The sequence below is a fragment of the Arthrobacter sp. 05N429 genome (assembly GCF_056397045.1).
In genome coordinates this window covers 539288-559926 of sequence record NZ_JBFTMQ010000001.1, presented here as the reverse complement: position 1 = coordinate 559926, position 20639 = coordinate 539288, and the positions used below count along the sequence as shown (strand labels likewise).

The following is a 20639-nucleotide window of genomic DNA, read 5'->3' as shown; positions in this document are numbered from 1 at the left end:
GATTCCGCGGTTCAGGAAGCGGCCAGGTCCGCGATGTCGGCGGCGCCGCGGGCCAGCAGGACTTCGGCGAGCTCAATCCCGAGCAGGGTTGCCCCAACTTCGGTCAGTCCGTCCGTGGCCTTCTGGTCCCGGACGGAGGCTGTTCCGTCGACGGCACAAACAACGGCTTCGAGGTGCAGGAGGCTGCCCTTGCGGTAGGCGTATGCACCTACCGGCGCGGCGCAGCCGGCTTCCAGCCGGGCCAGGAGCGCCCGCTCGGCGGTGATGGCGAGTCGGGTGTCGGGATCATCGAGGGCGGCGAGGGCCTGCGCCAGCACCCCCTGCGATCCTTCGGTGGATCCCGCCTTGCGCGGCGCATCGGCCGAGCGGCATTCGATCGCGAGGGAGCCCTGCCCTGCTGCGGGCAGCATGACGTCGGTTTCGAGGTACTCGCTGACCGCGTCGAGCCGGCCGATCCGGTGCAGCCCGGCAGCGGCGAGCACGACGGCGTCGAGGTCGCAGCTCTTGCCTTCCACCACGGCGTCGGTGGTGTTGCCGGGCAGTCCGGGGACGCGGCCGAGCCGGGTGTCCACGTTGCCGCGGATGTCCCGGATGTCCAGATCGGGGCGGGCGGCGCGCAGCTGGGCAGCGCGTCGCGGGGAACCTGTGCCAACGGTGGCGCCGGCGGGCAGGTCGGCGAGCTTGAGCCCGTCGCGGGCGCAGAGCACGTCCCGGACGTCGACGCGTTTCGGCGTGGCGGCGAGAGTCAGTCCGAGGGCCGGGCCCGTGGGCAGGTCCTTGAGCGAGTGCACGGCGACGTCGCATGCGTCCTGCAGCAGCGCATCGCGCAGGGCCGCTACGAAGACGCCGGTGCCGCCCATCTGGGACAGCGAGCCCTTGAGGACATCGCCGTCGGTGCGGATGTGGACCAGCTCGACCGGGAACCCGCCGACGGCGGCGAGCTGGTCAGCGGTCTGCTGGGTCTGCGTGAGGGCCAGTTTGCTGGCGCGGGTTCCGATCCGGACGGTCATGATGCGTTCCGGCCTGCCGGAGCGGAAGAGCCCGCCGGAGCGGAAGAGCCCGCCGGAGCGGAAGCGCCTGCCGCGGCGGAGGCCGCCGGGTAGGGATCGTGGCCGGTTCCGGTGGTGGTGTCGGCTCCTGCGATGGTCGGCTTTTCGCCGCGGAAGTTGGCGCAGCAGCCGGGGCGGCAGACGTCGTACCAGGGGCCGAGATTGGTCAGGTGCGGCCGGTCGGCGATGTTGTTGGCGGCGGTCCGCTCGCAGATGAGGTCCACGATGCCGCCGACGAACTTGCGGTGCGTCCCGGGCGTGGGGACCCGGCTCGCGGCGAGGCCCAGCCTGGCGCAGGTTTCCAAGGCTTCGGTGTCGAGGTCCCAGACAACTTCCATGTGGTCGCTGACGAAGCCGAGCGGCACGATCACGATGCCCTTGACGCCCTGGCCGGCGAGTTCCTCGATGGCGTCGTTGATGTCGGGTTCCAGCCACGGCACGTGCGGGGCACCGGAGCGTGACTGGTAGACGAGGGACCAGGGGGCGGTGTCACCGGTCTCGGCTTCCACCCGGCGGATGACCTCGGTGCCGGTCGCGAGGTGCTGCGCGACGTACGCGGAGTCTTCCGCGAAGTGGCGCGGCTCTGCGTCGGAGCGGCCCGCCGCCTCGGCGTCGCGGGTGGGGATCGAGTGCGTGGCAAACAGGATGTGCACGGGCGCGTCGGGGGTGCCGTCCGCGGCCAGCTTGGCCCGGACGTCGGAGAGGCCGGCGGCTGTGCCCTCGATGAACGGTTCGACGAAGCCGGGGTGGTCGAAGTACTGGCGGATCTTGTCTACTTCGAGCTTCCCGTCAAGGCCGGACTCGGTCAGCGCGATGCCGATATCCTCGCGGTACTGGCGGCAGCTGGAGTAACAGGAGTAGGCACTCGTGGTGACCATGAGGACCTTGCGGTGCCCGGCGTCGTACATGTCCTGGAGGGTCTGCGGGATGTACGGGGCCCAGTTGCGGTTGCCCCAGAACACCGGCAGTTCGATCGCGCGGGCGTCGAGCTCGGCCTCGATGCCGGCCTTGAGGTCCCGGTTCTGCTGGTTGATCGGGCTGATGCCGCCGTTGGCGCGGTAGTGGTGCGAGACTTCCTCGAGCCGCTCGTCCGGGATGCCGCGGCCGCGGGTGACGTTGCGCAGGAACGGAATGACGTCGTCCTGGCCTTCGGGGCCGCCGAAGGAGGCGAGGAGCACGGCGTCGTACTCCTTGGGGGCCATCCGGCCGGCTTCGGTGACGGGGTTCACGGCCGTGACGCCAGCTGCAGTTTCCGCCGGATCCAGCGGGCTCATGACAGGACCTCTGCGATCTCGGCGGCGCCCACCCGGCGGCCGGTGTAGAACGGGATCTCTTCGCGGACGTGGTGGCGGGCTTCGGTGGCGCGCAGGTGGCGCATCAGGTCCACGAGGTCCACGAGGTCGGGGGCTTCCAGGCCGAGGATCCATTCCCAGTCGCCGAGGGCGAAGGAGGACACAGTGTTGGAGATGACCTGGGGGAAGTCACGGCCCAGCATGCCGTGGTCGCGGAGCATTGCGCCGCGCTCGGCGTCCGGCAGCAGGTACCACTCGTAGGAGCGGACGAAGGGGTACACGCAGAGCCACTCGGCCGGCTCCACGCCGCGGGAGAAGGCGGGGGTGTGGTTCTTGGCGAACTCGGCCTCGCGGTGCACGCCCATGGCGGACCAGGCGATCTCGGTGCCGGTGAAAAGCTTGCTGCGGCGGATGTCCCGGATGGCCCGCTGAAGGGCTTCGGGCTGGGGGCCGTGCAGCCAGATCATGATGTCCGCATCTGCGCGCATCGCCGACACGTCATAGCTGCCGCGGTGGACCACCCCTGCCTCGGCCAGCCGCGCAATGAGGGCGTCGAACTCTTCGGCAGCATCGCCGCTGCGGAGCACGTCGGCGGAGCGCTTGAAAACCGTCCAGAGCGTGAAGAACTGCTCGGCTGCTTCTTCGCTTGCTGATTCAGTTTTAGTGACAGTTTCGGCAGAAGTGTGGCTCATGGATACCAGTCTGCCCCTTCCCCTCAGCTAAGTCGAAATGAAGCACTTCTACAGCGCGTAGAAGTGCTTTATTTCACATCGATGGGGCTTCACGCTCCGGATCCGGTGCTCCGGGCAGGGGGGCGTCAGCGCCGTCAGACGCGCCTCATCCGCAGGACCACAGCACCGGCGATGAGGGACAGCGCAACGAGGCCGATACCCGCGCCCAGCAACGGAGACGGCCCCGCGGCCTGGCGCGTCGACGTAGCCTCCATGGAAGTGCTGCCAGACCGGGGCTTGGCCGACGCCGTTGCGGGGCCGCCAGTAGCCGTCGGGGAGGCGGCGGCGGCCGACGGCGATGCCGGAACGCTGGTCGACGGCGACGGGGCGGCTTCCGCCGGGGCCAGGATCACGGCCGGGGCGCCGCCGGCCGGGGCCCGCGATGCGGCTGCCGGGCCCGGCCCGGGAACCGCGGGCACGGCCGGCGCGGGCGCGGATGGGGTGGTGGGCTGCGGAGTCCCCGGCGCCGGGGGCGCCACTGGCTGCGGAGCGATCGTGCGGGTGGGGGACGGCGTCGGGGTCCGGCTCGGCTCCGGCTCGTCGGGTTCCTCGGAGCCGGTCGGCTGGGGTGAGGGGCTCGAGGGCGAAGGGGTGGGCGTCTTCGACGGACCCAGCAGTCCGTCAACCAGGCCATCGAGGTCAACGGACAGCGTGCCCGTCGCGGCTGGAACGGCGGCGTTGACGCCCGCGGCCGCGTGTGAGGCGGGCGCGCCCGCGGACAGAGCCAGCACCACGGCGAGCGCTGCAGCTGCCGTGCCGCGCCGAAGCCCCCCATGGTGACCGGCCGGCGTTCTTTGGACGTTGGACCTGTGAGTAAGCATGGTCATCGACCTTAGCCGCCAAAGGACGCGGGGGAAAATTTGCCGTTCCCCCTTTTTCCGGGTATCCGCTGCCCGGAGCGATGCCGCTCCGGCGGGCAGTTTCCGGGCAGTTTCCGGCCGGATTCCGGGCGCCCGCGCCGCTCAGGACAGCAGCTGCCGGACCTGTTTCGGGGTATCGGCAACGATCGCTGCGAGTCCGTTGCCGGACAGCCAGCCGCCCACGACGGCCAGGGTGCCGTCCGCCGCGCAGATGCTGCGCACTTCCGCGACGCGGGCCTTGTGGCCGAGTGAGGCGAACGGCAGGGCGCCGCCCCAGCGCACGACGTCCCAGTCCACCACGTCCCCGGCGGTGACCGGAACGGACAGCAGGGTGGAGGTGTCCCTCAAGGCAGCCGCGAACAGCTCGTCGTCGGTGCGGGGCTCTGGCCGCGCCTGGGCACCGTGCCGGGCGTCGCCGCGTCCGTAGGACAGCCGGACAACGTGGGTGCCGGGGCCGGTCCGGTCTGCGAGCCACTCCCATTTGGCGGTGGCGTGGGTGAGGGCCTTCGCCTGGATTCCCGGGCTCTGCGGCGCGACCAGGACCCCGGTGCCGCGGGGCCTGGCGTCGAGCGCGGGCAGGTCCACCACGAGTGTGACCAGGCTGACGTCGGGTCCGGCCTCGGGGCGGAGCCGGTCAAGGTCCGGCAGGGCGCCGGAGAGCAGCCCGACGGCGGCCGGACCCTCCACGGCGACGACCAGCAGCCCGGCGTCGTGGGTCGAGTCCCCGGAGGAGAGCCGCCAGCCGCCGGCAGTCCGCTCGACGGAGTCTGCCCGGGTGCCGCCGAGCAGCGTCACGCCCTGGCCGCGCAGGTCGGCGATCAGCGCGGAGATGAGGGTATGCATCCCGCCGCGCAGTCCCGCAACCGCGGACCCGGCCTTCTGCAGCCCCGGCGCCGGCGACGCCGCGGCGGCCCCGGCCCGTCCGTCTGCGCTGCGTTGGCCTCCCCCGCGTTGGGCGGCGACGGCGCTGGCGAGGGACCCATGGTCCCTGATCCCGGCGCGCAGGCCGGGTGCCACCATGTCGATGTCGAGTACGTCCGGGTCCGCGGAGTGGACCCCGCCGACGACAGGTGCCACGAGCCGTTCGAGGACGCGCCGCCCCATCCGGGCGCGGACCAGTGCAGCGACGCTGGTGGCCTCGGCTGTGGTGCCCAGCGAGGCGGGCAGCAGCTTGTCCAGCGAGGCCCGGAGTGAACCGGCGAGGCCAAGGGAGCGGCGGACTTCCGGATCCCAGGGATTGGCCGGGATGCCGAGGACGCCGGTGCGGGGCAGTTCGCGCGGGCCGTCGGGCAGCTGGACCCAGGCGCCGCCGGGATTCGGTGCGACGATGCCGTCGCCAATGCCCAGCTCAGCGGCGAGGTCCGCCACTGCGGAGGAACGGGTGGCGAAAGATTCTGCGCCGCTGTCCAGCGTCAGGCCTGCCACTGTATGGCTGCCGACACAGCCGCCCCACGCGCCGGAGGCCTCCAGGACCGTGGTGCGGACACCGGCCCGGGCCAGCGTCCGGGCGGCAAGCAGGCCGGAGACTCCGCCGCCCACCACCACTGCGGTCTGCCCTGTCCCCACAGGCGCGCCCGTTGCCTCCATGCCCTTACTCCGGGGAGATGGAGTGGATAAGTTCGACGACGCGCGTCAGCACGGCGGGATCGGTGTCCGGCGGCACCCCGTGGCCGAGGTTCAGCACGTGGCCGGGGGCCGAGGCGCCGGCGGCAATGACTTCACGGACGTGGGCTTCGAGCACCTCCCACGGCGCGGACAGCAGGGCCGGGTCGATGTTGCCCTGCAGCGGCACCGTGCCGCCCAGCCGGCGGTTGGCTTCGTCGAGCGGCAGCCGGTAGTCCACGCCGACGACGTCGACGCCGACGTCGCGCATGGCGACGAGCAGTTCCGAGGTGCCGGTGCCGAAGTGGATCAGCGGCGCCCCAAGGTCCCGGACGTGGTCCAGGGCGCGGGCGGAAGCGGGAGCGACAAAACGCTGGTAGTCGGCCAGGCCAAGGGAGCCCGCCCAGGAGTCGAAGAGCTGGCCGGCGGAGGCGCCGGCTTCCAGCTGGGCGCGGAGGAACATGCCGGAGGCGTCCGCGGCCCAGTTGGCCAGGGCCGTCCAGGTTTCGGGATCGGCGTGCATCATGGTGCGCGGGCCGAGGTGGTCGCGGGACGGCTTGCCCTCGACCATGTAGGCGGCCAGGGTGAACGGCGCGCCGGCGAAGCCGATCAGCGGGGTGTTGCCGAGTTCGGCCACGGTGAGCTTGACGGCTTCGCGGATCGGCTCCAGGGCTTCCCAGGTCAGCTGGGGCAAGGCGGCGACGTCCGCGGCGGTGCGGACCGGCGTGTCCAGCACGGGACCGACGCCGGGGACGATGTCCACGCCGACGCCGGCCAGCTTGAGCGGGATGACGATGTCGGAGAAGAAGATGGCGGCGTCGACGTCGTGGCGGCGGACCGGCTGCAGGGTGATTTCCGAAGCCAACTCGGGGCGCAGGCAGGAATCCAGCATGGCGACGCCCTCGCGCACCTTGAGGTATTCGGGCAGCGAACGGCCGGCCTGGCGCATGAACCAGACCGGGCGGCGGGAGGGCTTGCCGCCGCGGTAGGCCGTAATCAGGGGGGAATCCGCAGTGCGGCCGTCCATCAGCGGGTGCCCGGCGTCGAGGCCGGAGATTTCGGGAGTTGCCGCAGTGCTAGGAGTCATGACTTCGATTGTGCCGAAAATCAGCCCCAAAAGATAACGACAGCCTGTCACCGGCCCGGGCACGCACGCGGGCCACCCCGGCGCGGTGGCGGGAATCACACCCCGGCGTGTGCGGTTCCACGCCGGACAGTTGTTCTACACGGGTACGAAAAAGCTATGATTGTCCTGCTGTGGTTCTTTTTTCTCTGGTGGCGACCCACGCCGACATCGATCTCGAGACCGTTGCTCAACTGAGCACCGGCGCTTCAGAGCTCGCCACATCCGCCCTTGCCGGGTCGCCGGCCGTGGCGGGTGCCATTGTCCTGGCCACCTGCAACCGCTTCGAGATCTACGGCGAAGCCCACCGCCCGGATGACGTCGACGACGCCCGCGCGGCCCTCATCGCCCAACTCAGCGGCTCCACCGGACTCAACGAACAGCTCGTCGCGCAGTCCTTCAACACCCGCACCGGAGCGGACGTGACCCGGCACCTCTTCTCGGTCAGCTCCGGTCTTGACTCCGCCGTCGTCGGTGAACGCGAGATCGCCGGCCAGGTGCGCCGGGCCCTGATTACCGCCCAGCATGAAGGCACGGCCAGCTCGGGCCTGGTCCGGCTGTTCCAGGCCGCGTCGAAGACCGCCAAGGACGTCGGAGCCCAGACCGCCCTGGGCGCCCGCGGCCTCTCCGTCGTTTCGGTAGCCCTGGACCTCGCCACCGAGCTCTCCGAGGACCCTGACTGGTCCACCAAGAAGGTCGTCGTCTTCGGCACCGGCGCCTACGCCGGCGCCACCATGTCGCTGCTGCGCGAACGCGGCTGCACGGACGTTTCCGTCTACTCCTCCTCCGGCCGGGCGGCAGGCTTCGTCGCCACCCGCGGCGGGACCGCGCTCGACGGCGAAACCCTTCCAGCCGCCGTCGCCGCGGCCGACGTCATGATCGGCTGCAGCGGAGCGGACACCCGCGTCGAGGCCGCGGAACTGGCCACAGTGCGGGCGGCGTCACCCCAGCCGCTGATCGCCATCGACCTCGCCCTCACGCATGACTTTGATCCCGCCGTCGGCGGTCTCGACGGTGTCGAACTGCTCACGCTGGAATCGGTCCGCCTTGCCGCCCCGCAGGAACAGTCCGAATCGCTGGCCCAGGCGAGCAGCATCGTGGCCGGTGCGGCCAGCGCCTTCGAGCAGGAGCGCGAGGCCCGCTCGGTGGACTCGGCGATCGTCGCCTTGCGCCGGCACACCATGAACGTGCTCGACACGGAAATGGAAAAGGTCCGGGCCCGCCACGGCTGCACCGCCGCGGCCGAAGAAGTTGAATTCGCGCTCCGCCGGATGGTCAAGCAGCTGCTGCACGTCCCCACGGTCCGGGCCCGTGAGCTCGCCGCCAACGGCCAGCAGGAAGACTACGTCGCCGCCCTTGAGGCGCTGTACGGGATCACGGTCGAGCCGGCCGCCGCAAAGACCGCCGGCGCCGAGTGCCCCGTCGTCCACGATGCGGTTGTCCCCGACGCCGGGGATGAAGACCGCCGGCACTCGGCCTAGGCTGCGCGCCGCTCCCCTATCGGCAATACTGTGGCCCGGGGGCTGCTTGGCCCGGCACGTGCGTTCAGGAAGCTACGTCGAGCTTCTCACCCGCTGTCCTTCGCAGCGTTCCCTGGATGGCGTCCAGGGAGAGGGCCAGTTCCTCGGCGAGGGAAGCCACGATCATAAAAGACGGAGTCGCGATCCGACCCGTCTCGATTTTCCTCAGTGTCTCAGGGGATATACCCGCACCAAGAGCTACCTGGACCAGGGTCCGTTCCCCCCGCGCATTACGGAGCATCTCTCCGAGCAGCCTCCCGGCACGGACGTCTTCTGGGCTCAGGGGGACTCTAACCATCTTCCAAGCATAGTACCGTTATAATAATACCGGTCCCATGTTTGGAGGAACATTGATAGAACTGCTCACACCCCGGGAAGTTGACGAGGCACGTCTCTCTGGCCAGTTCGTGGCGAAGACCCTGTCGGACTTGCGGGCGAGAATCGAGCCCGGGACCAATCTCCTGGAAATTAACGATTGGGCAGCCTCGATGATCCGGGCCGCAGGTGCCCGCTCGTGTTACGTCGACTACGCCCCGTCATTTGGGCGCGGCCCTTTCGGAAAAGTCATCTGCACGTCCGTCAACGATGCCGTTCTCCACGGACTCCCCCATGACTACGTCCTGGGGGACGGGGATCTCCTGACGCTTGATTTCGCGGCAAGTGTCGACGGCTGGGTCACTGATTCGGCAATCAGCTTCGTTGTCGGGGATTCATCTGCGCCCGTTGACCGGCACATGATTGAAACCACGGAGAACGCACTGCTGGCTGGTATTCAGGCAGCGCAGTCCGGGGCGCGTATCGGCGATATCTCCCACGCAATTGGCTCGGTCCTCGAATCGGCCCGCTTCCGGGTCAACACCGAATTTGGCGGACACGGCGTTGGCAGCACCATGCATCAGGACCCGCATATACCGAACACCGGCAAACCCGGACGCGGCTACGTGCTCCGCCCGGGCCTGCTGTTGGCAATAGAACCCTGGGTCATGGACGGCACCAGCAAACTCGTCACAGCTGCCGACGGGTGGACTTTGCGCAGTTCCAATGGCCGCCGGACTGCGCACTCCGAGCACACGATCGCCGTCACGGAATCCGGACCCGTCATCCTCACTCAGCTGGCCTGAAACTTTGACACCGGGCCGGTCCCCCGAAGCGAAGGCCTGGGCGGCCTTAATGTGGAGGGATTTCCTCGCCCCTATTTCAGCCCCAGTCCGTGTTCTGCAAGCGCCTGCTCAAGCATTCGCAGGGCCTTGGGCCCGACGCCATGCAACTTGGCCAGTTCGGACCGCGGGACGCCGGTGAGCTCCCTGAGCGACAGATAGCCGGCACCGCTCAAAGCGCGCGTGGCTGGCGCTCCGATCCTGGGGAGGGCGTCCAGCGGTGTTGTCATGCATCGACCATAGGTCGACTTCGCCGACGTGTCACCGTGGCACGGGTCAATGGCCGGGTCCGGTGACGATCTTGTTTCGTTCGGATTCGTGTGCGCCGCCCTTCTTCGCCAGCGTGGAGCACGCCTCTTCGATGTCCCGGGCGAGCGTGTCGACGTGCTCTCGGCTCATCGTTTCCTTGACCAGGGCCCGCATGATCGTCACGTCCTGGGCATTGTGCGGCAGGGTGTAGGCCGGCACCATCCAGCCGCGTTCGGCCGAGAGCTGCCAGGCAATGTCGAACTCGTCATACCCGGGGTCGGCGGCCAGCCGGAACGCGACCAGGGGAAGTTGCTCCTCGTCAGGGCCGATGATCTCGAACCGGCCCATGGCCTCCAGCTTCTCGGCGAGGACGCGGGCGTTGGTCTGCATGTTCCGCATGATGTAGGTGTAACCGGCGCGGCCATAGCGCACGAAATTGTAGTACTGGGCGAGAACCATCGATGAGCCGGTGGAGAAGTTCAGGGTGAACGTCGAGTCGGTCTTGCCGAGGTAGTTCTCCTCGAAGACGAGCTCCTTGGCCAGGTCGGCCTTCTCCCGGAAGATCAGCCAGCCGATGCCGGGATAGACCAGTCCGAACTTGTGCCCGGAGACATTGATCGAGCGCACCTGCTCGAGCCGGAAGTCCCACGCGGAGTCCGGGTAGAGGAACGGCCAGACGAACCCTCCGCTTGCCCCGTCCACGTGCAACGGCACATCAAGGCCCCGCTCACGTTTGATTTGTAGCAGCAGGTCGTTGATACCGGCGATGTCGTCCTTGTGCCCGGTGAACGTCGTACCCAGCACGGCTGCGACACCGATGGTGTTCTCATCGACATGGGCCCGCACGTCGTCCGGGCCGATCGTGTACTTCCCCGGCTGCAGCGGCACGATCCGCGGTTCGACGTCGAAGTAGCGGCAGAACTTCTCCCACACGACATGCACGTCGCCGCCGAACACCAGGTTCGGGTTCGACGTCGACGCGCCGGCGGCCTCGCGACGCTTGCGCCAGTTCCATTTCAGGGACAGACCACCGAGCATGATCGCCTCGGAGGATCCCTGGGTTCGGGCTCCCGTTGTCTCGCCGGGCGCGTGGAAGAGGTCGGCGAGCATCCGGATGCAGCGCTGCTCGATCTCGGCCGTGCGGGGGTACTCGGCGTGGTCGATGAAATTGCGGTGCAGGTTCGCGGCGATGATCTGCTGGGCCTGCGGCTCCATCCATGTCGTCACGAAGGTCGCCAGGTTCCGGGCCGGATCACCCTCCAGCGCCAGGTCCTCAGACACCAGCCGCAAAGCGTCCTGGGCAGGAATGCCGGTTTCCGGGAACTCCCGGCTCGGAACCTCCTGGGTCACGAATCGGTTGCCGAACAGTGCCACGTCGGCATCAGCCGGCTGGAAATTTGGTGACATCACTTCTCCTTTAAGGACTATTGAAAGGGTTACGGCTGAGTTCCCCGGTCCGCGGGAACCGAGGCGTCGGTGGATTCTGGACTGAGCATCAGAACCGCGCCGGCGAGGAAGCACAGGGCTCCCACGAGGGTGCCGAGGTTGGACAGTTCGGCGTTCCAGACACTGCCGCTCGACGGTATGACAAAGGCAGCGGCAGCCGAGATGCCGAACGCAACAGAGCCGGCCACGTTGATCACGCCGATCTTCCATGCCCGGGGCCTGGGCCGGCCGGAAGTGGTCCCGAGGCCGGCATACCGCAACGCAACACCGCTGGACACGAGGAAGGCGACTGAGCCGAAGGCGTCGGGTCGCCACACCCGCTGCTCGGTCTGCGCCGCACTGAGATTGACCAGCAGTGCGTTCGCCGTGCTCCAGTTGAACCACAGCGTGCCGGCAAGTTGAATCGCACCAGCGAGCCAGACGAGATCCCGCGGAGCCCATACCCACAACGAACGGCGTCGCCGGGCACCCGCGGCCGGAAGCGCGTCAACGGCTTCGCGGTACTGCAGGAACGCAGCACAGGTGAAGAATAGCGAACCGACGAAGAAGGTGACTCCGCACCAGCGCAATCCCACGGCCTCGGCGTATAACGGCACCGCGCCCAAGGCGAACAGACTCGAACCAACAATGAACAACCAGGCGGTCCACCGGTCCCGTACGGTCGAACGGCCCGCGCTCACGTTGCCCTCCGGGGAGCCCGCTGTTGGACGCTGCCGGCGTCGGCGGGCGCCACCGCCGCCGTCGGGCCCGGGGCCGGGAGCACATTGGTGATCACGAAGGCCACCGCCACAGCCACCACCACCTGGGGTGTGACGGCCACACCATCCACCCCCAGCAGCAGCGTGGCCAGCAGGGTCGATGTCAACGGCAGCCGCAGCATGGCTGCGCACATGGCTCCTATGCCCATGCCGATGGCTGCCGCGAGATTCATTCCGGGCAACGCACTCGCGGCAATACCGAGCGCGGCACCGATGAACATCGACGGGAACACGGGACCACCACGAAATGCGCTCAGCGAGAGCCCGTAGGCCAAGGTCTTACAAGAGATCAGCAGGATCAGGACAGGAAGCGAGTAGTCCGCGGCGTGTTCGACCAGTTCCGGAAGTGCGTCCTGCCCCGAGAACAACACCTGCGTGAAGCTGTGCCCGGAGATCAACTGGTATGCCATCGCGATAAGACCGATCAGCAGGCCGAGCGCGGACGTCACCAACGCCCGGTTCAGATGCACAATCGGACGAAGCGACAGACCGACCCAGCGGATCAACCAGCCCAAGAGTGCACCGACCGCGCCCATGACCACCGCCCAGCCCAACGTAGCCAATGTCGGCGGCTCCGCAGGCGGCACCACAGGCAGGGCCAGCGAGAAGCTGCCCAACCCGGTCCAGCCGTCCAAGCCGACGAACACCAGCGCCCCGACGCCGGAAGCGAGCAGGCCGGGCAGGGCCATCAGGCTCAGAGTCATTCCCCCGATCCCGGCCGCCTCCATGATCAGGAATGCCCCGAGCACAGGAGACCCGAGCAGGGTACTGATCGCTGCGAAACTGCCTGCCGACGCCATGATCGTCAGGGCCATCGGCGGAGCGTCCTTCCTTACCAGGCGCACCGCCAACGCCCCGAGGCCGCCACCGATTGCGATCAGCGGCGCCTCGGGTCCGAGCACCGCACCCAGGCTGAGCGTCGCCAGCGCCGCGAGAAAGATGCCCACGAGCTCCCGACCGGTGGGCGGACCGCCGCCCGTCTTGAATCCGAAAGCAGGTGAGTGGCCCCCGGTTCCCGGGAGGTACCGGATGGTCAACGCCGTCAACAGCCCACACAGCACCAACCACGGAACCGGCCACCACGCAGGAGCAGGACCCCCGAGGACTTGATTCGGCAGCCCGTCGAAGATGTAGCGCTGGACCGCCGCGACCAAAGCGAGAAAGCCGTACGCAACAGCCGAGATGGGAACGCCCAAGACCGCTGCCAGCAGTAGCGCAGCGATGTACGGCCTGGAACGAATCACGACAGCCGGATCGAAGCTGGGCGGCGACGCGGCGGGCTCACTCATTACCGGCAACCCGGCGCGGCTGTGACGATTCGGGCCACCCCGAATGTCTTACTTCCAGAGCGGGGCGACATTAGCCCGCGTCCGCCCGAAAGACGGCTCCCAGCAAACGGAGGCGCCGCGGGAACGGGGTCGGCGCGACCGTGGTTGCAGTTGGGCATCCCTTCTCCTTCCGCTGGCCGTCCGCCGGACTGCGGGAGCTTTTAGTGAGGACTCACAGGCGACAGAGGCTGGTCAATCACATGTTCGCCAAGCTAGCGGTTCCAGTGGGGGCAGTCATCACCCAACGCGGGTGAAAGAGGTGCAGACGCTCCCCCGAGGTGCTTCAGAACATGCGGAACCATCGTGAGGAACTCAAGCGGCTCGGCCTGGAGGCCATCAACTAATTCCCGCCGCTCCCACGCGCGCTGCGTCAGTAGACCGGTTTCCCGGGCTCAACGTCCCGCACCCAGGCCAGGATTCCGCCGTCGAGGTGGCTGACGCGCTCATAGCCGGCAGTCCGGGCGGCGGCGAGGACGGCCGCGGACCGGGTCCCGCCCTTGCAGAGGAACACAATGTCCCGGTCCTGCGGAAGCTCGTGCCACGCCTCCCCGGCCAGGATCCGGCCCTGCGGGATCAGCACCGCCCCGTCGATCCGGACGATCTCGAATTCCCCGGTCTCGCGCACATCGACGAGGTGGAAATCCTTGAGCCCGGCCGTGCGGGAGGCCAGCATCGTGGCCAGCTGCGCCGCCGTCACGGTATGTTCGGTGCCAGCATCCGCGGCGGGGGCGATGCCGCAGAACGCCTCATAGTCGGTCAGTTCCGTGATCCGCTCCGCCTCGGGATCGCGGGAGACCTTGATTTCGCGCCAGGTCCCGCCGAGGGCGTCGAAGAGCGCCACCCGGCCCAGCAGTGAGCGCCCGACGCCGGTGATCAGCTTCACGGCCTCCGTCACCATGAGCGAGCCGACGGCAGCGCACAGCATCCCGAACACGCCGCCTTCCCCGCAGGACGGCACGGACCCTGCCGGCGGCGCCTCCGGGTACAGATCGCGGTAGGTGGGGCCGTGCTGTTCCCAGAAGACGCTGACCTGCCCGTCGAAACGGAAGATCGAACCCCAGATGTAGGGCTTGCCGAGGATCGCTGCGGCGTCGTTCACGAGATACCGGGTGGCAAAGTTGTCGGCGCCGTCGAGGATGAGGTCGTAGCCGGCGAACAGTTCCAGCGCGTTTGAGGCGTCGAGGCGGACATTGTGGAGGCGTACCTCCACCAGCGGGTTCAGCGCGGCGATGGCGTCCCGGGCGGACTCGATCTTGGGCCGGCCCACATCGGCGACGCCGTGGATCACCTGGCGCTGGAGGTTGCTCAGGTCCACGGTGTCGTCGTCGACGATGCCCAGGGTGCCCACGCCGGCAGCGGCCAGGTAAAGCAGCGCGGGAGAGCCGAGGCCGCCGGCGCCGATCACGAGGACCTTGGCGTTTTTCAGGCGGCGCTGCCCGATCGCCCCGATTTCCGGAATGATGAGGTGGCGGGAGTAACGTTCGACTTCTTCCGTGCTCAAGCCGTCCGCCGGCTCCACCAGCGGTCCGGGCGCCGTTTCCGGGGTTGCGGGGGCTGCATTGGAGGTGAACTTGGAAGCCATACTTCAATCTATGCCCGAAGTTGCCGCCAGGTCATATTACTGACACGTAAAGTGGAAGTAACAGCAAGCGAAAGAAGGCCGACAGTGGTTCATCAGGCACCGGTTGAGCGGGGTCACGCAGGTAAGTCGCCGGAGGCACCGGCACGAGGCGGACAGCGGTCGGCACGGCTGCCCCGCGATGAACGCCGGGCACAGCTGCTCGCGGCGGCCCAGGAAGTGTTCGTCGCCAACGGGTATCACGGCGCCGCGATGGATGAGATCGCCGAGACCGCCCACGTCAGCAAGCCCGTGCTGTACCAGCACTTCCCGTCCAAACGCGAGCTGTATATCGCGCTGCTGGACAGCCAGCTGAGCAAGCTGACCGAGCTGCTGCTGGGGGCCCTGAACTCCACCACCGACAACGATGAGCGCGTCCAGGCCGTCATGCGTGCCTACTTCCGCTTCATCGCCAGCGACGACCAGGCCCACCGCCTGGTTTTCGAGTCCGATCTCGTCAACGACCCCGACGTCAGCGCCCGGCTTGAAACGTTCAACAAGACGTTCGCCGACGCCGTCGCCCGGGTCATCGCCGAGGACACGAAGCTGCCCGAACTGGAGTCCCAGTTGCTGGGCCGCGGACTCGCCGGACTGGCGCACGTCAGCGCCCGGTACTGGCTGGAAACCGACGGCAATCTTGACCTCGATGTGGCCAGCGACCTGATCTACCGTTTAGCTTGGCGCGGAATCTCACGCTTCCCCAAGGAAACCTAGACTACAAATAGAGATGACGCTTTGATTTTTTTTGGACTTTGATTGGCTGGGAGGCCTTGCTGTGGAAGTAAAGATCGGCATTCAGAACATCGGCCGCGAGATTGTCCTGGAATCGGCCCAGGATGCCGACGCCGTGGCCAAGGTGGTCGGCGAGGCCATCGCAAAGGGCACGGAGCTGCGGCTGACGGACGAAAAGGGCCGCCAGATCATCATTCCCGCGAATGTCCTGGGCTATGTTGAAATCGGCGCCGAGGAAGTACGCCGCGTCGGTTTCGGCGCGCTCTAAGCATTACCGGCCGCTGCCCACCCAGTTCCCAGATCCGCTAGGAGTCCAAACATGCTTTCCCTGATTGTGGTTGCCCTGGTAACCGTGGCCGCGGGCTTTGTGGTCTGGGCCAATGACAAGCGGCACGCGAAGTACGGCATCGCGGTCCCGGCAGGGGTATCGCTCACCGCCGGGATGTTGAGCTGGATCATCTTCATCGCCGCCGGGCTGGGCTACCAGCCCGGGCTGACCTGGATTCCGTGGATACTGCCCATGGTCCTGGGCGCTGCCGCCGCCGTGGCGGCCGTGCTCTACCTCGGCAAGACGCGCACCGGCCGCGACACCGCCCGGCTCACCGCCATCCTGCGCTACTAGCCGTTCGCCGGGCAGCAGCCCTGCATCCGTGACCACCGCCCGCCCGGGTGCGTGGTCACGGTTCGTTAAGGCCCCGATCGCCGCTGTTTCCGCCGGCCCGGGACCCGCCCCGGACCTACTGCGGCGGAGGTTCCGCGACAGCGCTTAGCCGGGCGGCGGCCGCGCCGGCGGCCGTTGCGGCGGCGACGTCCCGCCGCGTGACTTTGTCCCCGGCGTCGTGGGAGCTGTATCGCAGGAAGACCCTGCGGTAGCGCCAGTCCAGGTCGGGGTGGTGGTTCTGTTCTTCGGCCAGGCGTCCGACGGCGGCGATCAGTTCCAGCGCCGCGGCCGCCGTCGGCGCTTTGTAGACGGTGACGAGACCGCCGAGCCGGTGCCTCCAGTCCGGCAGCCCCGCCAAGGCCGCGTCGACCTGGCCCTCGTTGAGGACGTCCTCTGTGGCTGCCATGGCAGGCTCCTTTGCTGTGCCGACGGGCCTACAGGAATTCGGCCCGTCCCTCCACGGCCGAGGACGCCAACGCATGCTCCCGGCGCGGGATCCTGCCGGCCCTTTTGGCCAGCCTACCGGCGATCACCGCGTGCTTGAAGGCCTCCCCCATCAACACCGGATTCTGCGCCCGGGTCACGGCCGTGGCCAGCAGCACGGCGTCGCAGCCAAGCTCCATTGCGAGGGCGGCGTCGGAAGCCGTGCCGATGCCGGCGTCGAGGACCACGGGCACGGAGGCACGCGAGACGATGAGTTCGATATTGTGCGGATTCAGGATGCCCAGGCCGGTGCCGATCGGCGCGCCCAGCGGCATCACCGCGGCGGCGCCAAGGTTTTCCAGCCGCAGGGCAAGCACGGGGTCGTCGTTGGTGTAGGCGAAGACTTTGAACCCCCGGCCCACGAGCTGCTCGGTGGCCTCGACGAGTTCGACGGCGTCCGGCAGCAGGGTGTGCTCGTCCGCGATGACTTCCAGCTTCACCCAGTCCGTTTCGAGGGCTTCGCGGGCCAGTTCGGCGGTCAGCACGGCGTCCCTGGCGGTGAAGCAGCCGGCGGTGTTGGGCAGCACCCGGATGTTGTGGTCCAGCAGCAGCTGAAACAGCGAACCCGCCTCCGCAGGCGAGTAGCGGCGCATGGCGACGGTGGTGAGCTCGGTACCGGACGCCAGCAGCGCAGCCCCCAGACCGTCCAGGCTTGGCGCCCCGCCGGTGCCCATGATCAGCCGCGACCCCAGCTGCACGCCATCCACCTCAAACGGATCCGCGCCAGCCGTTGACGCCCCCGGTGCCGCTGCCAGTGTGGTGTTTTCCACGCTGCTCATCCTCCCTGCACCGCCGTAACCAGCTCGACGTCGTCGCCGTCGGCGAGCGCGGTGCCGTGCCACTGGCTGCGGGGAACCACCTCCGCGTTGCGGGCGACGGCGACCCCGAGTTTCCCGCCGTCCGCAGACTGGCCGTTCGGGGCCAGCGGCCGGCCGGTGACCGCGCTGACGAGGGTGCCCACCGAGGCGCCGTCCGGAAGCGTGTGCCAGGTTCCGTTCAATGTGATGTTCATACCGATTCCTTGTGCTCAGGGTTGGGATTGGTGGCCCGGGTGGTCATGTTCTGCTGTCGGGATGAGGCCGGGCCGGCGGGCCCGGTACCGGCGGCGAACCTGTCCGGCCGGAACCGGGACCAGCGGGGGTCCCCGGCGCCGTCGAGCAGCTGCCGGCAGATCTCCGCGGCGGCGGGCGTGAGGAGAATCCCGTGCCGGAAGAAGCCGGTGGCGATAATCAGCCCCGCAATGTCCCCCGGGCCTCCCGGTTCCGCCACCCGGCCCAGCAGGGGCGAGTTGTCCGGGGTCCCGGGCCGGGCCCTGGCGGTGGCCTCGAGCAGTTCCAGTTCGGCGACGGCGGGGACCAGCTGCTGGGCGTCGCGCAGCAGCTGGTAGACGCCCCCGGCGGACACTGCGGAGCCGGGCGTGGCGCCGTCCGGTGCGTGGCCGTTTTCGCCGAGGGCATCCTCCCGCTGCGTGGCCCCGATCACCACTGTGCCGTCCTGCCGGGGAACGATGTAGACCGGCACCCCGCGGACCAGTCCCCGCACGGTGGACGTCAGCAGCGGCCGCAGCTTCTCCGGCACCCGGAGCCGGAGAATATCGCCGTGGACCGGCCGCAGGGGCAGCCGGAGTCCGGCGGGCAGGCCGTGGAGCGCGGCGGCGCCGAGGCCGTTGGCGACGATGGTTTCCCGTGCCCGGACCGTGCCGCCGCCGGCGAGGGTGGCCCCCGCCACGCGCCCGTCCTGCCAGAACAGCCCGGCAGCTCGACGCCCGATGGTGTCGCAGTGGCTGTCCGCGGCCAGGAGTTCCCCGATCCGGGCGAGCAGTCGGCGGGGGTCCACCTGGTGGTCGGCGGGAATGTCGAAGGCGCAGGAGATGCCGGGGCTCAGCAGGGGTTCGCGGGTGCGCGCCTCCCGTACGGTCAGCGGCTCGACGGCCAGGCCGGACGCCTGCTGGACGGTGCGCAGGGCCGCGAGCGCCCGGCGGTCGGCGGCGTCGGCGCCCACGGCGAGGGTCGGCGTCGTGAGGTACCCCGTGCTGCTGGCGGCACCGGCGGCGGCGCAGGTATCCGGCCCGTCACCCCCGTCGTCCAGCCCGGCGGCAAATGCCGGCCAGAGGCGTGCGGACTCGAGCATGAGCTCCAGGAGCGGTTCCTCCTGGTAGTGCAGCTCACTTACGGGGGCGAGCATGCCGGCGGCGGCCCAGCTGGCGCCGCTGCCCGGGGCGTCGTCGATAAGGGCGACCGTCCGGCCCGAGCGTCTCGCCGCCCAGGCGATTCCGTGGCCCACGACGCCGCCGCCGATCACGGCAACGTCATAACATTTCCCGGCTTCGGTGTCATCAGCGGCGGCCGCAGGCGCCGCGGCGTCAGTACCCGCGGCCGTGCCGCGGACGGATGTGGTGCCCATGAAGGATTCCTTCCCTACGCCGGTACTAACCGGATCAGGTCAAGCGGTCGGCTCTGACGCCCTCTCAGCCTGCCGGCGCCGGACGCTGGTGGCGTCGACGGCGGCGGGCTCCCGCGGTATTGGCCCAGTTTAGAGGAACTAGGCTGGAGGCATGAGCCAGGATGCCGTCCACACCACCGCCCGCCTATACCTTTGCACCGATGCCCGGCAGGGCCGCGGCGACTTTGCGGACTTCGTGGACGAGGCCTTTGCCGGCGGCGTCGACATCATCCAGCTGCGCGACAAGTCGCTGGAGGCGGCCGAGGAACTGGAACTGCTGGAGGTCCTGCACCAGGCAGCCCGCCGCCATAACCGCCTCTGGGCTGTCAACGACCGGGCGGACCTCGCCTCGCTCTCCGGGGCTCCGGTATTCCATATCGGGCAGAAGGACATCTCCACCGGCGCCGCCAGAAAGTTCCTGGGCAAGGACACCGTGATCGGGTTGTCCACGCACAGCCCGGAGCAGGTGGACGCGGCCCTTGTGTCCTCAGCCGGCCGCGACGGCCTGGACTACTTCTGCGTCGGGCCGGTGTGGGCCACTCCCACGAAGCCCGGCCGCGCCGCCGTCGGACTTGATCTGGTGCGCTATGCGGCGGACGCGGGCCGCCGGGCCGAAGCCCCGGAGGGGAAGACAACCGAGGGGAAGACAACCGAGGGGAAGACTGAGGAGAGCACGGTGCCGTGGTTCGCGATCGGCGGCATCGACCTCGGAAATGTGGAACAGGTGGTGGAAGCCGGCGCCCGCAGGATCGTGGTGGTCCGGGCCATCACCGAAGCCGACGATCCCGCCGGCGCCGCCCGGGCCCTGCTCGCCGCACTCGACGCCGCCGGCAACTGAGCGCGCAGCTCAGCCGGCCAGGCTCAACCGGCCAGACCGAGCGCCGTCATCCGGCGTGAGTGGTTGGCTGCCAGTTCCGCCATGAGCCCGCGGACAAGTTCCCTGGACCCGTCGTCCGTGGACCCGTCCTCATCCGCGCCGGCCAGGCCTCCGATGAACGCGTGCTCGAAGCTCACCCGCTGGGCCTGGGTCAGGGCTTCCCCGAGGAGCCGCCTGGCCCACAGTGCCAGCCGTGACGCCAGCCGCGGGTCATCGGCCAGGGCGGACTTGAGCCGTTCCCGCAGCACCGCCGTGGCCTCTTCATCGGCCTGGATCTGCTCCACCAGGTCCCGGGTCCCGGCGTCGACGTAGCGTGAAATCGCGCGGTAGAAATCGGCGGAGACGGTATCGATCACGTACGCCTTCATGAGGGATTCGTACCAGTCCGCCGGGCGGGTTCGTTCGTGGAAGTGGTCCACGGATGGCTGGAACGGGAGCATGGCCGCCTCCGGGTCCAGGCCCATGGCATCGAGCTTGGCGCTCACGAGTTCGTAGTGCTGGAACTCGATCACGGCGATCCTGCCCAGCACCGCGCGGTCATGCAGGGACGGTGAATACCGTGCGTCGGAGGAGAGCCGTTCGAAGGCGGAGAGCTCGCCGTAGGCCATCACGCCGAGCAGATCCCTCAGAAAGCTGTTGTATCGGGCGGGATCAGCCGGGGATGTGCTCATGATCCAAGACTAATGGCGCAAATGAAGCTAATCTGATTTT

At 68.7% G+C, this 20639-nt stretch carries 23 protein-coding genes and 1 riboswitch; of the genes, 6 read left to right on the top strand and 17 right to left on the bottom strand.

Going from position 1 to position 20639, the window contains the following annotated elements:
• Positions 1–11: 11 nt before the first annotated feature.
• From hemC to hemE, 6 genes are all read right to left on the bottom strand, one after another.
• Positions 12–1010, bottom strand: coding sequence for a hydroxymethylbilane synthase (hemC, locus tag AC1DF4_RS02730; RefSeq protein ID WP_476911426.1), 999 nt, complete (start codon positions 1008–1010; stop codon positions 12–14).
• Positions 1007–2323 (bottom strand): ferrochelatase, encoded by a 1317-nt coding sequence (locus tag AC1DF4_RS02725; RefSeq protein ID WP_476911425.1) that lies wholly within the window; start codon positions 2321–2323, stop codon positions 1007–1009. The genes hemC and AC1DF4_RS02725 overlap by 4 nt, the downstream gene beginning before the upstream one ends.
• Positions 2320–3033: a hydrogen peroxide-dependent heme synthase gene (gene hemQ, locus AC1DF4_RS02720; RefSeq protein ID WP_441404514.1), complete on the bottom strand. Its 714-nt coding sequence runs from the start codon at positions 3031–3033 to the stop codon at positions 2320–2322. Before hemQ ends, AC1DF4_RS02725 begins: the two co-directional genes overlap by 4 nt.
• Before the next feature lie 134 nt (positions 3034–3167).
• A complete protein-coding gene (locus AC1DF4_RS02715) occupies positions 3168–3893 on the bottom strand; it encodes a hypothetical protein (RefSeq protein ID WP_476911424.1) in 726 nt (241 codons plus the stop codon).
• A 141-nt stretch (positions 3894–4034) separates the two neighbouring features.
• Positions 4035–5519, bottom strand: coding sequence for a protoporphyrinogen oxidase (gene hemG, locus AC1DF4_RS02710; RefSeq protein ID WP_476911423.1), 1485 nt, complete (start codon positions 5517–5519; stop codon positions 4035–4037).
• Between the two features lie 4 nt (positions 5520–5523).
• A complete protein-coding gene (gene hemE, locus AC1DF4_RS02705) occupies positions 5524–6621 on the bottom strand; it encodes a uroporphyrinogen decarboxylase (RefSeq protein ID WP_476911422.1) in 1098 nt (365 codons plus the stop codon).
• Positions 6622–6791: 170 nt separating this feature from the next.
• Here hemE and AC1DF4_RS02700 point away from each other — a divergent pair, with 170 nt between their 5' ends.
• Positions 6792–8138: a glutamyl-tRNA reductase gene (locus tag AC1DF4_RS02700; protein WP_476911421.1), complete on the top strand. Its 1347-nt coding sequence runs from the start codon at positions 6792–6794 to the stop codon at positions 8136–8138.
• Between the two features lie 64 nt (positions 8139–8202).
• Here AC1DF4_RS02700 and AC1DF4_RS02695 read toward each other — a convergent pair whose 3' ends face one another.
• Positions 8203–8475 (bottom strand): helix-turn-helix domain-containing protein, encoded by a 273-nt coding sequence (locus tag AC1DF4_RS02695; protein ID WP_476911420.1) that lies wholly within the window; start codon positions 8473–8475, stop codon positions 8203–8205.
• Positions 8476–8527: 52 nt separating this feature from the next.
• Between AC1DF4_RS02695 and map the strand changes: the two genes are divergently transcribed.
• Positions 8528–9298: a type I methionyl aminopeptidase gene (map, locus tag AC1DF4_RS02690; RefSeq protein ID WP_476911620.1), complete on the top strand. Its 771-nt coding sequence runs from the start codon at positions 8528–8530 to the stop codon at positions 9296–9298.
• Positions 9299–9369: 71 nt separating this feature from the next.
• Here the strand turns inward: map and AC1DF4_RS02685 are convergent, their stop codons facing one another.
• From AC1DF4_RS02685 to moeB, 5 genes are all read right to left on the bottom strand, one after another.
• The gene (locus AC1DF4_RS02685; protein WP_476911419.1) at positions 9370–9564 is read right to left on the bottom strand and encodes a helix-hairpin-helix domain-containing protein; all 195 of its coding nucleotides are present in this window, start codon (positions 9562–9564) and stop codon (positions 9370–9372) included.
• A gap of 46 nt (positions 9565–9610) precedes the next feature.
• Entirely contained in the window at positions 9611–10990 is a 1380-nt protein-coding gene (gad, locus tag AC1DF4_RS02680) for a glutamate decarboxylase (RefSeq protein WP_476911418.1), read from the bottom strand.
• Between the two features lie 29 nt (positions 10991–11019).
• A complete protein-coding gene (locus AC1DF4_RS02675) occupies positions 11020–11625 on the bottom strand; it encodes a hypothetical protein (protein WP_476911417.1) in 606 nt (201 codons plus the stop codon).
• A gap of 80 nt (positions 11626–11705) precedes the next feature.
• A complete protein-coding gene (locus AC1DF4_RS02670; protein ID WP_476911416.1) occupies positions 11706–13076 on the bottom strand; it encodes a chloride channel protein in 1371 nt (456 codons plus the stop codon).
• 409 nt (positions 13077–13485) lie between these two features.
• Entirely contained in the window at positions 13486–14697 is a 1212-nt protein-coding gene (gene moeB, locus AC1DF4_RS02665) for a molybdopterin-synthase adenylyltransferase MoeB (RefSeq protein WP_476911415.1), read from the bottom strand.
• 84 nt (positions 14698–14781) lie between these two features.
• Here moeB and AC1DF4_RS02660 point away from each other — a divergent pair, with 84 nt between their 5' ends.
• The 3 genes from AC1DF4_RS02660 to AC1DF4_RS02650 all read left to right on the top strand — a co-directional run bounded on the left by AC1DF4_RS02660 (position 14782) and on the right by AC1DF4_RS02650 (position 16087).
• Positions 14782–15447, top strand: coding sequence for a TetR/AcrR family transcriptional regulator (locus AC1DF4_RS02660; protein ID WP_441404498.1), 666 nt, complete (start codon positions 14782–14784; stop codon positions 15445–15447).
• Between the two features lie 61 nt (positions 15448–15508).
• Positions 15509–15733: a DUF3107 domain-containing protein gene (locus tag AC1DF4_RS02655; protein ID WP_224047113.1), complete on the top strand. Its 225-nt coding sequence runs from the start codon at positions 15509–15511 to the stop codon at positions 15731–15733.
• Positions 15734–15784: 51 nt separating this feature from the next.
• Positions 15785–16087 carry a hypothetical protein gene (locus AC1DF4_RS02650; RefSeq protein WP_476864077.1) on the top strand — a complete coding sequence of 101 codons (303 nt, stop codon included), beginning with the start codon at positions 15785–15787 and terminating at the stop codon, positions 16085–16087.
• Between the two features lie 115 nt (positions 16088–16202).
• Here AC1DF4_RS02650 and AC1DF4_RS02645 read toward each other — a convergent pair whose 3' ends face one another.
• The 4 genes from AC1DF4_RS02645 to thiO all read right to left on the bottom strand — a co-directional run bounded on the left by AC1DF4_RS02645 (position 16203) and on the right by thiO (position 19012).
• Positions 16203–16532, bottom strand: coding sequence for a 4a-hydroxytetrahydrobiopterin dehydratase (locus tag AC1DF4_RS02645; RefSeq protein WP_476911414.1), 330 nt, complete (start codon positions 16530–16532; stop codon positions 16203–16205).
• Positions 16533–16560: 28 nt separating this feature from the next.
• On the bottom strand, positions 16561–17388 hold the full coding sequence (locus tag AC1DF4_RS02640) for a thiazole synthase (RefSeq protein WP_476911413.1): 828 nt from the start codon (positions 17386–17388) through the stop codon (positions 16561–16563).
• Positions 17385–17621, bottom strand: coding sequence for a sulfur carrier protein ThiS (thiS, locus tag AC1DF4_RS02635; RefSeq protein ID WP_476911412.1), 237 nt, complete (start codon positions 17619–17621; stop codon positions 17385–17387). The genes AC1DF4_RS02640 and thiS overlap by 4 nt, the downstream gene beginning before the upstream one ends.
• A complete protein-coding gene (thiO, locus tag AC1DF4_RS02630) occupies positions 17618–19012 on the bottom strand; it encodes a glycine oxidase ThiO (protein WP_476911411.1) in 1395 nt (464 codons plus the stop codon). The genes thiS and thiO overlap by 4 nt, the downstream gene beginning before the upstream one ends.
• Positions 19006–19137: riboswitch (TPP riboswitch) on the bottom strand. Its footprint overlaps the gene before it by 7 nt.
• Positions 19138–19163: 26 nt before the next feature.
• Here thiO and AC1DF4_RS02625 point away from each other — a divergent pair.
• Positions 19164–19889, top strand: a complete 726-nt coding sequence (locus tag AC1DF4_RS02625; RefSeq protein ID WP_476911410.1) for a thiamine phosphate synthase — start codon at positions 19164–19166, stop codon at positions 19887–19889.
• Between the two features lie 23 nt (positions 19890–19912).
• On the opposite strand, the gene AC1DF4_RS02620 is transcribed toward AC1DF4_RS02625, so the two are convergent.
• The gene (locus tag AC1DF4_RS02620) at positions 19913–20599 is read right to left on the bottom strand and encodes a ferritin-like fold-containing protein (protein WP_476911409.1); all 687 of its coding nucleotides are present in this window, start codon (positions 20597–20599) and stop codon (positions 19913–19915) included.
• Positions 20600–20639: the final 40 nt, after the last annotated feature.

Excerpts from the sequence above, each read along its gene's own strand:
- hemC (WP_476911426.1), bottom strand. The coding sequence starts at position 1,010 with ATGACCGTCCGGATCGGAACCCGCGCCAGCAAACTGGCCCTCACGCAG.
- AC1DF4_RS02725 (WP_476911425.1), bottom strand. The coding sequence starts at position 2,323 with ATGAGCCCGCTGGATCCGGCGGAAACTGCAGCTGGCGTCACGGCCGTG.
- hemQ (WP_441404514.1), bottom strand. The coding sequence starts at position 3,033 with ATGAGCCACACTTCTGCCGAAACTGTCACTAAAACTGAATCAGCAAGC.
- AC1DF4_RS02715 (WP_476911424.1), bottom strand. The coding sequence starts at position 3,893 with ATGCTTACTCACAGGTCCAACGTCCAAAGAACGCCGGCCGGTCACCAT.
- hemG (WP_476911423.1), bottom strand. The coding sequence starts at position 5,519 with ATGGAGGCAACGGGCGCGCCTGTGGGGACAGGGCAGACCGCAGTGGTG.
- hemE (WP_476911422.1), bottom strand. The coding sequence starts at position 6,621 with ATGACTCCTAGCACTGCGGCAACTCCCGAAATCTCCGGCCTCGACGCC.
- AC1DF4_RS02695 (WP_476911420.1), bottom strand. The coding sequence starts at position 8,475 with ATGGTTAGAGTCCCCCTGAGCCCAGAAGACGTCCGTGCCGGGAGGCTG.
- AC1DF4_RS02685 (WP_476911419.1), bottom strand. The coding sequence starts at position 9,564 with ATGACAACACCGCTGGACGCCCTCCCCAGGATCGGAGCGCCAGCCACG.
- gad (WP_476911418.1), bottom strand. The coding sequence starts at position 10,990 with ATGTCACCAAATTTCCAGCCGGCTGATGCCGACGTGGCACTGTTCGGC.
- AC1DF4_RS02670 (WP_476911416.1), bottom strand. The coding sequence starts at position 13,076 with ATGAGTGAGCCCGCCGCGTCGCCGCCCAGCTTCGATCCGGCTGTCGTG.
- moeB (WP_476911415.1), bottom strand. The coding sequence starts at position 14,697 with ATGGCTTCCAAGTTCACCTCCAATGCAGCCCCCGCAACCCCGGAAACG.
- AC1DF4_RS02650 (WP_476864077.1), top strand. The coding sequence starts at position 15,785 with ATGCTTTCCCTGATTGTGGTTGCCCTGGTAACCGTGGCCGCGGGCTTT.
- AC1DF4_RS02645 (WP_476911414.1), bottom strand. The coding sequence starts at position 16,532 with ATGGCAGCCACAGAGGACGTCCTCAACGAGGGCCAGGTCGACGCGGCC.
- AC1DF4_RS02640 (WP_476911413.1), bottom strand. The coding sequence starts at position 17,388 with ATGAGCAGCGTGGAAAACACCACACTGGCAGCGGCACCGGGGGCGTCA.
- thiS (WP_476911412.1), bottom strand. The coding sequence starts at position 17,621 with ATGAACATCACATTGAACGGAACCTGGCACACGCTTCCGGACGGCGCC.
- thiO (WP_476911411.1), bottom strand. The coding sequence starts at position 19,012 with ATGGGCACCACATCCGTCCGCGGCACGGCCGCGGGTACTGACGCCGCG.
- AC1DF4_RS02625 (WP_476911410.1), top strand. The coding sequence starts at position 19,164 with ATGAGCCAGGATGCCGTCCACACCACCGCCCGCCTATACCTTTGCACC.
- AC1DF4_RS02620 (WP_476911409.1), bottom strand. The coding sequence starts at position 20,599 with ATGAGCACATCCCCGGCTGATCCCGCCCGATACAACAGCTTTCTGAGG.